The sequence below is a fragment of the Ensifer sp. M14 genome (assembly GCF_003355565.1).
In the GTDB taxonomy this organism is placed as follows: Bacteria; Pseudomonadota; Alphaproteobacteria; order Rhizobiales; family Rhizobiaceae; genus Ensifer.
Map to the genome: position 1 here is coordinate 3440224 of NZ_QJNR01000004.1, position 12562 is coordinate 3452785.

At 60.4% G+C, this 12562-nt stretch carries 11 protein-coding genes and 1 pseudogene; 3 read left to right on the plus strand and 9 right to left on the minus strand.

Features of this window, described 5'->3' with window-relative positions:
* Positions 1–68 precede the first annotated feature (68 nt).
* From clpX to BLJAPNOD_RS16755, 5 genes are all read right to left on the minus strand, one after another.
* Positions 69–1346: an ATP-dependent Clp protease ATP-binding subunit ClpX gene (clpX, locus tag BLJAPNOD_RS16735; protein WP_053247031.1), complete on the minus strand. Its 1278-nt coding sequence runs from the start codon at positions 1344–1346 to the stop codon at positions 69–71.
* A gap of 293 nt (positions 1347–1639) precedes the next feature.
* Positions 1640–2272, minus strand: coding sequence for an ATP-dependent Clp endopeptidase proteolytic subunit ClpP (gene clpP, locus BLJAPNOD_RS16740; RefSeq protein WP_025426569.1), 633 nt, complete (start codon positions 2270–2272; stop codon positions 1640–1642).
* A 291-nt stretch (positions 2273–2563) separates the two neighbouring features.
* Positions 2564–4126 carry a phospholipase D family protein gene (locus tag BLJAPNOD_RS16745; protein ID WP_115420542.1) on the minus strand — a complete coding sequence of 521 codons (1563 nt, stop codon included), beginning with the start codon at positions 4124–4126 and terminating at the stop codon, positions 2564–2566.
* A 22-nt stretch (positions 4127–4148) separates the two neighbouring features.
* Positions 4149–5006 carry an endonuclease/exonuclease/phosphatase family protein gene (locus BLJAPNOD_RS16750; RefSeq protein WP_115421323.1) on the minus strand — a complete coding sequence of 286 codons (858 nt, stop codon included), beginning with the start codon at positions 5004–5006 and terminating at the stop codon, positions 4149–4151.
* A 249-nt stretch (positions 5007–5255) separates the two neighbouring features.
* Complete coding sequence (locus BLJAPNOD_RS16755) at positions 5256–5903, minus strand: VOC family protein (RefSeq protein WP_115420543.1); 648 nt, start codon at positions 5901–5903, stop codon at positions 5256–5258.
* A gap of 258 nt (positions 5904–6161) precedes the next feature.
* Here BLJAPNOD_RS16755 and BLJAPNOD_RS16760 point away from each other — a divergent pair, with 258 nt between their 5' ends.
* On the plus strand, positions 6162–7409 hold the full coding sequence (locus BLJAPNOD_RS16760; RefSeq protein ID WP_115421324.1) for a cytochrome P450: 1248 nt from the start codon (positions 6162–6164) through the stop codon (positions 7407–7409).
* A 95-nt stretch (positions 7410–7504) separates the two neighbouring features.
* On the opposite strand, the gene BLJAPNOD_RS16765 is transcribed toward BLJAPNOD_RS16760, so the two are convergent.
* The gene (locus tag BLJAPNOD_RS16765) at positions 7505–8323 is read right to left on the minus strand and encodes an SDR family oxidoreductase (RefSeq protein ID WP_115420544.1); all 819 of its coding nucleotides are present in this window, start codon (positions 8321–8323) and stop codon (positions 7505–7507) included.
* Positions 8324–8450: 127 nt separating this feature from the next.
* On the opposite strand from BLJAPNOD_RS16765, the gene BLJAPNOD_RS16770 reads away from it, so the two are divergent.
* Entirely contained in the window at positions 8451–8936 is a 486-nt protein-coding gene (locus BLJAPNOD_RS16770; RefSeq protein ID WP_115420545.1) for a MarR family winged helix-turn-helix transcriptional regulator, read from the plus strand.
* Positions 8937–8944: 8 nt separating this feature from the next.
* Here the strand turns inward: BLJAPNOD_RS16770 and BLJAPNOD_RS16775 are convergent, their stop codons facing one another.
* Both BLJAPNOD_RS16775 and BLJAPNOD_RS16780 read right to left on the minus strand, forming a co-directional pair.
* The gene (locus BLJAPNOD_RS16775) at positions 8945–9289 is read right to left on the minus strand and encodes a cupin domain-containing protein (RefSeq protein ID WP_115420546.1); all 345 of its coding nucleotides are present in this window, start codon (positions 9287–9289) and stop codon (positions 8945–8947) included.
* Between the two features lie 59 nt (positions 9290–9348).
* Positions 9349–10632, minus strand: a complete 1284-nt coding sequence (locus tag BLJAPNOD_RS16780; RefSeq protein WP_115420547.1) for an O-acetylhomoserine aminocarboxypropyltransferase — start codon at positions 10630–10632, stop codon at positions 9349–9351.
* Positions 10633–10887: 255 nt separating this feature from the next.
* On the opposite strand from BLJAPNOD_RS16780, the pseudogene BLJAPNOD_RS16785 reads away from it, so the two are divergent.
* A pseudogene (locus BLJAPNOD_RS16785) lies at positions 10888–11838 on the plus strand (IS1595 family transposase); the annotation flags it as partial.
* A gap of 402 nt (positions 11839–12240) precedes the next feature.
* Here the strand turns inward: BLJAPNOD_RS16785 and BLJAPNOD_RS16790 are convergent.
* Positions 12241–12471 (minus strand): hypothetical protein, encoded by a 231-nt coding sequence (locus tag BLJAPNOD_RS16790; RefSeq protein ID WP_147294555.1) that lies wholly within the window; start codon positions 12469–12471, stop codon positions 12241–12243.
* Positions 12472–12562: the final 91 nt, after the last annotated feature.

Here is a 12562-nt window from a genome sequence, read left to right on the forward strand (position 1 = left end):
ACTAAGTGTGGGGTCATGAAAAAGCCCGCACGAGGCGGGCTTTTTCAAATCTGATCTGTGGTTCGCGCTTAGGCCGAAACGTTGGTCTTCTCTTCCGAGCGCTCGGAATAGATGTAGAGCGGCCGTGCCGCACCCTTCACGACCTCGTCGGAAATCACGACTTCGCGGACGCCTTCGAGCGTCGGCAACTCGAACATCGTGTCGAGCAGGATCTTTTCCATGATCGAGCGCAGGCCACGGGCACCGGTCTTGCGCACGATGGCGCGACGGGCGATCTCGCGCAGCGCGTCCTCGTGGAAGGTCAACTCGACGTCTTCCATCTCGAACAGCCGCTGGTACTGCTTGATCAGAGCGTTCTTCGGCTCGGACAGGATCTGGATCAGCGCGTCTTCATCGAGGTCTTCGAGCGTCGCCAGAACCGGCAGACGGCCGATGAATTCCGGGATGAGACCGAACTTGACCAGGTCTTCCGGCTCCAGTTCGCGCAGAACCTCGCCGACTCGGCGATCTTCAGGCGAACGGACCGTTGCGCCAAAACCGATCGACGTCTTCTCGCCACGGGCGGAAATGATCTTGTCGAGGCCGGCAAATGCACCGCCGCAGATGAACAGGATGTTGGTCGTATCCACCTGCAGGAATTCCTGCTGCGGATGCTTGCGGCCACCCTGTGGCGGCACGGAGGCAACGGTGCCCTCCATGATCTTCAACAGCGCCTGCTGCACGCCCTCGCCCGAAACGTCACGGGTGATCGACGGGTTGTCGGACTTGCGCGAGATTTTGTCGACTTCGTCGATGTAGACGATGCCACGCTGGGCGCGCTCGACGTTGTAGTCGGCAGCCTGCAGCAGCTTCAGGATGATGTTTTCGACGTCTTCACCGACATAGCCGGCTTCCGTCAATGTCGTTGCATCAGCCATCGTGAAGGGCACGTCGATGATGCGCGCAAGCGTCTGCGCGAGGTAGGTCTTGCCGCAACCGGTCGGGCCGACGAGCATGATGTTCGACTTCGCCAGTTCCACATCGCTGCCCTTGGCCGCGTGGGCCAGGCGCTTGTAGTGGTTGTGCACGGCGACCGACAGGATGCGCTTCGCCTGCTGCTGGCCGATGACGTATTCGTCGAGGACCTTGATGATTTCCTGGGGCGTCGGAACACCATCGCGGGACTTGACCATCGAGGTCTTGTTCTCTTCGCGAATGATGTCCATGCAGAGCTCGACGCATTCATCGCAGATGAAAACCGTCGGTCCGGCAATCAGCTTGCGGACTTCGTGCTGGCTCTTGCCGCAAAACGAACAATAAAGCGTATTCTTCGAGTCACCGCCGTTGCTACCGCTGACCTTGCTCATTTCCATTTCCTTCCAGCACGCCGGATATCCTCGAAAAGATATCACGGACCACTCAATTCGCCCCGCGCAAAGATCTGCGCTGCATTAAGAGGGCTTCCGGGAGTACCCACCGTATCAGGGCATTTCACCCAAGATCCGGCCGCAACGACTCTCCCACCTAACTCTGAACCCTATGCCTTCACAGCTCAACATAGCATTAAGGGTTCATCTTAGCGGCTTTACCCCCTCGATAAAGCCCTTTCACTATTACAATTGTGTCACAATTGCATCTATCGTGACACAAAAGCGCGTTGTCACGCCTGCTCTGCAGCCTCGATCGCTTCGCGCGACGTGATGACCTTGTCGATCAGACCCCAGTCGAGCGCCTCGTCGGAACTCATGAAATGGTCGCGATCGAGCGTCTGTTCAACCTCTTCATAGGTCCGGCCGCAATGCTTGACGTAAACCTCGTTCAGGCGACGCTTCATCTTGAGGATGTCCTTGGCGTGGCGCTCGATGTCGGAGGCCTGGCCCTGGAAGCCGCCGGACGGCTGGTGGACCATGATGCGCGAATTCGGGGTGGCGAAACGCATGTCCTTGTGGCCGGCAGCCAGAAGCAGCGAACCCATCGATGCAGCCTGGCCGATGCACAGCGTCGAAACCGCCGGCTTGATGAACTGCATGGTGTCGTAGATCGCCATGCCGGCGGTCACAACGCCGCCGGGCGAATTGATATAAAGCGCGATTTCCTTCTTCGGGTTTTCCGCCTCGAGGAAAAGCAGCTGGGCGCAGACGAGCGTTGCCATCTGATCTTCGACCGGACCGGTCAGGAAGATGATGCGCTCTTTCAGAAGGCGCGAAAAGATATCGTAGGAACGTTCGCCGCGGTTGGTCTGCTCCACAACCATCGGCACCAGCGCCATGGCGGTATCAACTGGATTTCTCATATCGAACCTTCATCAATCGGGCCCGCAAAACCTTTGCGAGCCGGGAATCACAGGATTGGCCTTCTGCTCCTACATAGAGTGTCAACACCCTTCACTTCAAGTCGCGAACGTCCGATAACCTTAATCGGCGGCGCCCTTCCAGCCTAAGAACAGAAGTCCTCCACACGTGATTGCTGATAGAACATTTTTTCGCCACCGCCTTCGCCGGCGCCTTGGCTTTTGCGCTTTCCGCACAGCATTCGCCGCCGCTAGGTAAACGAACGGTAAACCGGTGCACGCTGTGAGGCGACGTCAGAGCTGAGATTCGATCGGCAGAATGCGAATGAACCCGGCGATGAAGCGCCGCAGCAGGCTCGCATCCGGCTCGCCCCGCAACAATCGCTCCGTCCCATTGGACCGGTCGTGCCAGACCAGCCGCGCGCCTTCGAGGCCGAGCCGGTAGCTGACGGAAGGTGCCGTCTCCTCCTCGAACATCTCGACGAGTTCACGCGCAAGCGCGGTATCCGTAAACACCACACCCATTTCGGTATTCAGCGATGCCGACCGCGGATCGAAATTCATCGAACCGACGAAACCGTCTAGACCGTCGACGACAAAGGCCTTGCTGTGAAGGCTGGCGTTGCGCCGGCCGAACAGGGTCATGCGGTGACCTTCGACGGCATCGCCCTGCTCTTTCAGTTCGAAGAGTTCGATGCCGGCACGGACGAGGCTTCGACGGTATTTCACATAGCCGCCGTGGACTGCGGCCACGTCGGTGGCGGCAAGCGAGTTGGTGAGCACCGCGACCCGCGCGCCCTTCTTCACCAGGGCCGTCAGTTCGCGTGTTCCGGCGGTGCCGGGAATAAAATAGGGCGAGATGATGCGGAGATCCCTTTTTGTCGCCTGGATCAGGGGGAAGAGTTCGCGCAGCAGCCAGTTTTGCCGCTTCTGCATCAAGGCCTTCTCGGGCGGATCGGCTTCAAGGCGGACGTCGTCGATCCAATGCAGCGTCTTTGATCCGCTGTAACAGGACGCCCCTTCCCCCATGACGTCGGCCACGCGCTCCAGATAGAAACGGGCGGCGGGTGTGCGCGCATGCGCGTCGAGTGCGTCCCGGAAGCCCGGCAGGTATTGTTTGCGCGGCGTGCGCAACTTGCCTATGGGCAACACGGACGTACTGTTCCAATAGCGATCGAACATTGCCGATGCCTGCTCGACCACCGGCCCGATCATCCAGATATCGAGGTCACGAAAGTTTGAATGCTCTGACGCATCGAAATAGGCATCACCAATGTTTCGGCCGCCAGCGATCGCCACGCGCCCGTCGGCAACCCACAGCTTGTTGTGCATCCGGCGCGTGGCGCTGAAGGCGCGTATGGCCATCTCGAAACCGCGGCGGATACGGTCGGTGCGGGCACGGCTGGGATTGAAGAGCCTCACTTCAATGTTTGCATGGGCATCGAGCGCGATGCACATCCGGTCGTGAAGGCCGGCATTGATGTCGTCGAGCAGCAAGCGGACGTGGACGCCGCGATCCGCTGCCGCCAGGATTTCCCGTGTGAGCAGCAGACCGGTCAGGTCGTCCTTCCAATAGTAGTATTGCAAATCGAGGCTTCGCCCAGCCCTTCGCGCTGCATGCGCCCTGACGACGAAGGCTTCGATGTTGTCTGAGACAAGCGATATGCCGTTCGTTCCGGCGTGGGTACCGAGCAGGGGAAAGATGGCTCGGTCCAGTTCCGTCTCGGCCTCGGCGACGGGAAGCGCTGAAGACGGGTCTCCGTGCGGACGCCGACCGAAGCGGCCATAGACATAGAGGATCGCTGCGCCGAACGCGCCGCCGATGGCGACAACGGCAACAATGACAAAGGACAACATCACCTGCCCGCCAGAAAGTGTCTCAGACCGATCCGGCCCGGCTCACTTCAATCCGTTCGTTGTTATGGTCTTCCCGCTTGCCGACCTTCAGATCGATCGATGCCTTGACCGGCAAATGATCGGAAGCGACGCGGGCGAGTGGAGAATCGTGCACGGCGACCGACGTCACCAGGCTATGGGGATTACCCAGAACGCGATCGAGCGGCAACAGCGGAAAACGGGAAGGAAAGCTCGCGACCGTTGCATGTGATGGGTCAAAGACGGGGCTGAGGAAGGATAGCGACGAGCGTTTGCCCATGCGCCACTCGTTGAGATCGCCGATCAACAGGGTCGGTCGCCCGCCCGCGTCGGATGCAGCCTCGATGATCGCCTCGGCCTGCTGGGCGCGGGAATGGCGCAACAATCCGAGGTGGGCCGCAATCACGCGCAAGGGGCCCATCTTGAGATCCAAATCGACCACAAGCGCTCCGCGCGGCTCGACGCCCGGCAGCTTCAGTTGCTGGACATCGGAAACCGCACCTTCACGCAGAAGCAGCACGTTGCCGTGCCAGCCATGTCCTTTTGTGGAAAAGCCGGAGATCGGGACGGACACCAGATGCGCCTCGCGTCGCAGATGCTCGAGGTCAAGCAGCCCGGCACGTTCACCGAAGCGCTGGTCGGCTTCCTGAAGGGCGACGATATCGGCGCCGAGCTCGCTGATAACCTGGGCTGTACGTCCCGGATCGAAGCGGCCATCGGTGCCGACGCATTTGTGGATGTTGTAGGAAGCGATGACGATGTCACCGCGGCTGACCGCCGCTTCACGGCTGACGACGGTGGGTCGCCGCTTGCGGATTGCCGCTACGATGCCCGCCGATAGACTGGTCTGGTTTTTTGCCATGCCGCTCCCTGCTTGCTGCCGCATCATGCGCAAATAGGTCGCCAGACGCCACTGAAAAAGGTTTCGGATGGAAAGTTGTTCCGTCCGAATTGGCGGGACCGGTGCTTTTCGCTCGCCGTCGCGGACAGCCTTGCGCTCGCGCTTGGTATCATCAGCGCCGTTTGGAGACGCGCCAAGTACGGAAAAATCGAAGCGGTTTCGGACTGATCCGCGGGCGATGGCGGCGGGCCTCCATCGGACGCACGGTCTTCACTCGGCCGGGCCGGCAAACAGGATCAGATTGCCGTCGGGATCAAGAATGATGAAGTTTCGTGCACCCCAAGGCTCCGTCCGCAGGGTCTGGTGAAACTGCACGCCGACGGCCTGGCAATCGAGGAACAGGCGCTTGATTTCCTCCGTCGTGGCGACCGTCAGTGAAGCGGAAAGCAGGTGTTCCCGCGCCCGGATATCCCCGACGAAGACCGGCTCACAGACCAGGCGCAAGGCGAGCAGCGCATTGTCGCGCTTCACCTGACCATAAAAGGGCGGGTCGCCATAGGTGAAGTCGATGGCAAAGCCGAGCTTGTCCGTGAAGAAGTCGCAAGACGCCTTGATTTCGGCGACGAACAATTGCGCCGAAGTCGATCGCAGAACAGGGCGCGGTGCTTGTTGTTTTGCTTGCGTGGTCATTGTCAGGGCTCCTGATTTGAGCGCCTGCCAGCCGTCAAAACCCATCTGGCGTGCGACGAGTTCCTGAGCGTCAGCGAGTTTGAAATCCACCTTCAAGATCTCACGATCGTCCAGCTCGCTAAAGCGAGGCAAGGCAGCCCTGATCTCGGCCGCAACCGGAAAATATCCATCGCGATGCCATCTCAGATACTGTTTGGCCTGCTTCCTGAGGTTTTCGAGGTTCGGCATGGGCGCAACTAAGGTCTATCTACCGTAGGTGGGCGTTGCCCTTTCGACCTTGCACCGATGCGCCCTACGCAGCGTCACAAGATTGACCCGTCACGCGCCATTTTGTCAACGCGCCGGCACGGCGGCCCGAATACCCTGGGAGTAATAACCGACCGGCCGCGCTTTTGATCGCCGCCCGATGCAACTTGCGCACTTGCGGGAGGAACCTTGGCCCCCTTACACATGATCGTCGTACCCGCCTTGCAAAGAGCCAGCGCCATGCCGCCCAAACCCGCCATCACCATAGACCGTGCCGAGCGGCGCGTTTCGATCGACGTACACAACCCGGAATTCTATCGGTCGCCATCGTCGGCCTACGCCGAGATCCACGCGCATTGCCCGGCATTTTACTGGAGCGAGCGCGAGCAATGGTATTTCGCAGGCTACGACCAGGTGAACGCATTGCTGCGCGACCGGCGTTTTGGACGGCAAATCCTGCACGTGGCGACACGCGAAGAACTGGGCATGCCGGCACCGAAGCCGCATCTGAAGGATTTCGATGCGCTGGAGGAGCATTCGCTGCTGGAGCTTGAGCCGCCGGCCCACACCCGGCTGCGCACTCTTGTCAACCGCGCCTTTGTCTCCCGGCAGATCGAGCAACTTCGGCCGGATATCGAACGGCTTTCGCACGCGATAATCGATGGCTTCGAGCGTGACGGCCAGGTCGAGCTGCTGAAAACCTATGCGGAAACAATTCCGGTCACGATCATCGCGCGCATGCTCGGCATCCCCGTCGAAGCCGCGCCAGACCTTCTCGACTGGTCGCATCGCATGGTGCGCATGTACGTCTTCAATCCAAGCCACGAGACCGAACTCGACGCCAACCAGGCATCCGCCGACTTCGCCAATTATCTGAAGGCGATCATCGCCGAGAAGCGGCGCAATCCGGGCGACGATCTTTTGACACATATGATCACGTCGGAGAAGGACGGAGAGCGATTGTCCGAGGCAGAGCTGGTTTCGACGGCGGCGTTGCTTCTCAACGCCGGCCACGAGGCAACCGTGCATCAGATCGGCAACGCTGTCAGAACGATCCTGCAGTCGGGCCACGCGCCCAAAGATCTGTTCGCAACCGAAGCGACGACCGCGCTTGCGATCGAGGAATGCCTGCGATTTGCGGCGCCACTGCATATCTTCCAGCGCTATGCGCTGTCGGATATCGATCTCGACGACGGGATTTCGCTTCGCAAGGGAGACAAGATCGGTTTGTTGCTTGGCGCTGCCAATGTCGATCCCCGCAAGTTCAGCGACCCTCACCGCTTCAAGCCCATGCGCGATGAGGGCGCCAACGTCTCGTTCGGTGCGGGCCTGCATTTTTGCATCGGAGCGCCACTCGCCCGGCTCGAACTTAACCTGACGCTGCCGATCCTGTTTCAGCGGTTGCCCGGGATGCGGCTGAAGCATGATCCGGAGGTCAGGGACAGTTTCCATTTCCATGGACTGGAGCGGCTGGACCTCGTCTGGTGACGGCTCGCCCTGCGCCGCTCGCAAAACACAAAACGGCTCCGACGTCGCCGCCGAAGCCGTTTGAAACCAGTTTGGGAAGCCAGCCCGCCTGAGCGTCAGACCGCGGCCGCCGCTCGTTCGACACCGTAGCGTGCCGCCGGCCTGTCGTGGGAAAGATTGGGCGCCAGGACCAGGCGCGCATTGGAGAAGGTCTCCCAGTCGGCAGCGTCGGGCAGCGATGGAATCGTGACCAGTTCTCCCTGGTCGAAACCGGCAAGCGCCGCATCGACGAGATCGGTGACGTCCATGACCATCGACGGATCGAGCCGGTCGATCGAGCCGCCGGCCCGATCAAAGATTTCGGTGCGGGTCAGGCCGGGCAGCACCGCCTGCACCTTGACGCCCTTGCCGGAAGCTTCCGTATGGATCGACTGCGTCAGGTTCAGCACGAAGGCCTTGCTCGCATTGTAAGTGCCGTTGAACCGCTCGGGCACCAGCGCCACGACGGAGGCAATGTTGATGATCGCTCCCTTGCCGCGTCCCGCGAATGTCTGGGCGGCGGCAATCGCCAACCGGTTCACGGCGACGACGTTCAGCTCGATCATGGCTTCGAGATAGTCCAGATCGTCGGCGAGCAGCGGTCCCTTCGGGCCGATCCCAGCGTTGTTGACGAGGAGTTCGATTGCCACGTCGTCGCGCAGCCGCTTCTCGACCACCCTTACGTCATCCCGTAGCGTCAGGTCCGCCTTCAGCACATCGACCGTCACGCCGTATTGTGCCGACAATTTTGCGGCGAGATCGGAAAGACGCTTTTCGTCGCGCGCCACCAGAACCAGGTCGAGGCCGCGCTGTGCCAGCCGGTCCGCATAGGTCGCGCCGATGCCCGAAGAAGCGCCGGTCACCAGCGCCTTACCTTTTTTTTCCACTGCACGCATTGTCGGTTTCCTTGTTCCGATTTCAATTTAGTGGTATATGCCACTAAATATACAGCAAACTGGACGCTGCGCAAGAGTGGCGCTACCAAAGTCGAAAGCGGGCGCCACGGCCGCGACGGAGAAAACGATGGACGACACGCCGAAGGTCTGGGACTTCTGCACAAACAGCGCATTGAAACGCGCCTCGCGCCAATTGGGTCAGCTCTATGAGGATGTGCTCGCACCGAGCGGATTGCGCGGCACGCAATATTCGCTGCTGAGCCAGATCGCCCACAGCAAAAATGCCTCGCTGCGCACACTCGCGGATCTGTTGGTGATGGATCTATCCGCGCTTGGTCACACGCTGAAACCGCTGATCCGCGATGGTTACGTCGAGCTTGTGCCCGACGCGTCGGACAGGCGGGTGAAGCGCGTTCAGCTGACGCCGTTCGGCCTGAAGAAGCAGCAGGAGATGACGGTTCTCTGGCGCAAGGCGCAGGCGCGCTTCGAAAATGCCCTCGGCAAACAGCAAGCTGAAGCGCTGCGGCAGGCGCTCAACGGGATTTCGGAAGCCTCGTTTGCCGAAGCGTTTACCCGTGCGTCGGACGGCACCGAGCCGGGCGCAAACTCGTAACAGGCTGGTCAGAGACGGATGACGTAATCCTTGCGGGTGGTCTCGACGACCTCCCATGTTCCCTTGAAACCAGGCCTGAGGATCATGCTGTCGCCGGCGCGCAGATGTATCTCGGCGCCGCCGTCCTCGGTTACGACCGAGTAGCCGGACAGGATGTGGAAGTACTCCCATTCCTCGTAGACGATGCGCCATTTTCCGGGCGTGGATTCCCAGACGCCGGCATACAGCCCGCCATCGGCCTCCTCGACATTCCACGTCCGAAACCGGGGCGTCCCGGCAATCAGTCGGTCGGCCGCAGGCTCGCCGACTTCGGGTTCGACTGTCGTCAGGTCGAATTTCTGCATCTTCACCATCGGGCACTGCTCCCTAAAGGGGGAACGGGAAACCCGTCCCCCTCATTTTCATCTCAGTCTCAGACCTTTGCGAGCGATTGCTCGAGATCGGCGATGATGTCGGAGACGTCCTCGATACCAACAGACAGACGCACGACTTCCGGGCCTGCGCCCGCTGCAACCAGTTGCTCTTGTGTCAACTGACGATGGGTGGTCGAGGCAGGGTGAATGACGAGCGAACGGGTGTCGCCGATATTTGCGAGGTGCGAGAACATCTCGAGCCCCTCGACGAAACGCTTGCCGGCCTCATACCCGTCCTTAAGACCGAAGGTGAAGACGGCGCCGGCGCCCTTCGGCGAATAGCGCTTCTGCAGCCCGTTGTTCGGATCGTCCTCAAGCCCGGCATAGTTGACCCAGGACACCTTGTCATGGCTCTTCAGCCACTTGGCAACGGCCAGCGCATTGTCGCAATGGCGCTGCATGCGCAGCGGCAGCGTCTCGACGCCGGTCAGGATCATGAAGGCATTGAACGGCGAGATCGCCGGGCCGAAATCGCGAAGGCCGAGGACACGGGCGGCAATCGCAAAGGCAAAATTACCGAACACCTGATGCAGCACGACGCCCGCATATTCCGGGCGCGGCTCCGACAGCATCGGATACTTGCCGGACTTTGACCAGTCGAAGGTGCCGCCATCGACGATGACGCCGCCCATCGAATTGCCGTGACCGCCGATAAACTTGGTCAGCGAATGCACGACGAGATCGGCACCGTGCTCGAGCGGGCGCAGCAGATAGGGTGTCGCCATGGTGTTGTCGACAATCAGCGGCAAGCCATGCTTGTGGGCGACCTCGGCAATCGCGGCGATATCAACGAAGGTACCGCCCGGATTGGCGAGGCTTTCGATGAAGATCGCCTTGGTGCGCGCATCGATCTTGGCCTCGAAGCTTGTGGGGTCGCTCGGATCCGCCCAGCGCACATGCCAGTCGAAGGACTTGAAGGCATGGCCGAACTGGTTGACCGAGCCGCCATAGAGCCGGTTTGCGGCGACGAAATTGTCGCCAGGGCTCATGATCGTGTGGAAGACGAGAAGCTGGGCCGCATGCCCGGAGGCAACCGCCAGCGCCGCAGTACCGCCTTCGAGCGCTGCGAGGCGCTCTTCCAGCACCGCCTGCGTCGGGTTCATGATGCGGGTGTAGATATTGCCGAACTGCTGCAGGCCGAAGAGAGCGGCTGCATGATCGGTGTCGTTGAAGACGAAACTGGTCGTCTGGTAGATCGGCGTCGCCCGGGCGCCCGTCGTCGGATCTGGTTGCGCTCCGGCGTGGATCGCGAGCGTGCTGAAACCAGGATTGTCTTTCGTCATTCATCCCTCCCATGACCAGGGCGCCGCACCTCCCATGGAGGCGCCAAAAGCACCCTATCGCTTTGATTCCAGACATAGTGCGCGTCGAAAATCCGCTCGGATTTTCGACGCTGTGCTCTGGAGCGGCGGCACTATCCCAGAGCTGCCACGCATGGTCAAAGAAAGATTTTTTAAGGCTTATACCGTTCGCACAGGTGTTAACCACATCTAGCGTTGCAAAATGACTCATCTCCCCTCCTGCGATAAAGGGAGGGCATGAGCGAGAGCCTGTTTCCGACACGCTGGGCTAACGACAAGCCGCCATCGCTGGAGAAGTTCACCTCGGACTTCCCAGACGACTACGCCTGCGCGGAATATCTGGCGAGGAAACGGTGGCGAAGTGGCTTCAGGTGTCCGAAGTGCGGAGGCAATCGCGCCTGGCGGCTCGAAGCCAGACCGTGGGTCTGGGAATGCCAGGGTGTCGTCGTCGATGATAGCGGAACGCGGGCGAGAACCGCGTGTCGGCATCAGACCTCGCTGATCGCTGGTACCGTGATGCACGGTACGCATCTTCCGCTCCGAACTTGGTTCCTTGCCGCCTACCTCCTCGCCACCCATTCCAACGGAATGTCCGCCCTTCAGCTCCAGCCGAAGCTGGGCCTCGGCAGTTATAAGACGGCGTGGCTTCTGCTTCATAAGCTCCGCCGGGCGATGGTCGATCCGGACAGGCGTCCGCTACGCGGCATGATCGAGATCGATGAGACGAACGTGCCGTTTCGCCGCAAGGACGAGCCGGAAGGCGGCGGCCAGGGGCGCAGTCCCATCGGCAAGATTTTCATGATCGGGGCGGTCGAGGTGCAGGACGGGAAGTATCCGGCGCGGTGCCGCCTCCAGCGCATCGTGAACATCAACCGCGAGAGCCTCCACGCCTTCATCCGGTATAACACGGCCGTCGGCAGCTTGCTCGTGACTGATGGGAACACTGCCTACAGGCGCTTGCCGGATCGCGGCCATCAGGCGATTAACCTGAGCGCGGTGGACGCGCCACCCGCGCATGAAGTCCTGCCGTGGGTGCATCGTCTCTTCGCCAATTTCAAGCGATGGAGCTACGGGACATATCACGGCATCCGCGACAAGCACGTCGACATCTACGCCAACGAGTTCGTATTCCGCTGGAACCGGAGGCGGCATTTCCAGAGCAACGTCGACACCATCCTCGGCCTTGGGCAACGGATCGGCCGAACGACCTGGCGCGACATCGTCGGCGACACGCGGGAATGGAAGGCGGCACACGAGGACCAGATTCGCGACATGGTCCGGCCCGAGAGGCTCGACCGCGCCAAGGACTACGCCGTGGAACACGGTTGCGATATCTTCGATGCCCTTGATGAAGTCAGAAGGCAGGAGAAAAGGTGGCGATATGTTCGAAGGAAGCCGAGGCGATCTGCTCTTCCACCAAGGCGGGCTGGCGAAGAACGAAGCACGCGTCGATACGTCCACCCGCCGAGCTTAGCGCCGGATGACATTGCAAAGGGCTATCTTCGCCACGTGCCAGTCGGGTCAAAGATTACTGGAGCCAGAAGGAAACACCCTTCTCTTGAAACGCAGACGATGAATTCGGCGCTCTAATCAGAGTTGCGGTTCGGATGGCTCGATGTCGATTGTCTTCTTGAGGCCAATTACACCCAAAATTGTTCCAGCGATGCCGAATGCAAAGAACAGAGCATTGATACCTGAAATGTCGATCTCCGCAGTTGCCGCCATCGCCCTAAAGCCAGGGACGGAGACCGATGCCGCTGCCACGGTCATCAACGCCATGTATGGCAAACAATACCGAAGTTCCCTCAGTGTAGATTTCACAGCATTTCCTTTCCGCTAAATGCGCCTGAAGTGATGATTGCCTCAAAGTTTTGGATGGTCAACCGCAGTCTATCGCCTGCTGCTTGCACCG

Excerpts from the sequence above, each read along its gene's own strand:
- clpX (WP_053247031.1), bottom strand. The coding sequence starts at position 1,346 with ATGAGCAAGGTCAGCGGTAGCAACGGCGGTGACTCGAAGAATACGCTT.
- clpP (WP_025426569.1), bottom strand. The coding sequence starts at position 2,272 with ATGAGAAATCCAGTTGATACCGCCATGGCGCTGGTGCCGATGGTTGTG.
- BLJAPNOD_RS16745 (WP_115420542.1), bottom strand. The coding sequence starts at position 4,126 with ATGTTGTCCTTTGTCATTGTTGCCGTTGTCGCCATCGGCGGCGCGTTC.
- BLJAPNOD_RS16750 (WP_115421323.1), bottom strand. The coding sequence starts at position 5,006 with ATGGCAAAAAACCAGACCAGTCTATCGGCGGGCATCGTAGCGGCAATC.
- BLJAPNOD_RS16755 (WP_115420543.1), bottom strand. The coding sequence starts at position 5,903 with ATGCCGAACCTCGAAAACCTCAGGAAGCAGGCCAAACAGTATCTGAGA.
- BLJAPNOD_RS16760 (WP_115421324.1), top strand. The coding sequence starts at position 6,162 with ATGCCGCCCAAACCCGCCATCACCATAGACCGTGCCGAGCGGCGCGTT.
- BLJAPNOD_RS16765 (WP_115420544.1), bottom strand. The coding sequence starts at position 8,323 with ATGCGTGCAGTGGAAAAAAAAGGTAAGGCGCTGGTGACCGGCGCTTCT.
- BLJAPNOD_RS16770 (WP_115420545.1), top strand. The coding sequence starts at position 8,451 with ATGGACGACACGCCGAAGGTCTGGGACTTCTGCACAAACAGCGCATTG.
- BLJAPNOD_RS16775 (WP_115420546.1), bottom strand. The coding sequence starts at position 9,289 with ATGGTGAAGATGCAGAAATTCGACCTGACGACAGTCGAACCCGAAGTC.
- BLJAPNOD_RS16780 (WP_115420547.1), bottom strand. The coding sequence starts at position 10,632 with ATGACGAAAGACAATCCTGGTTTCAGCACGCTCGCGATCCACGCCGGA.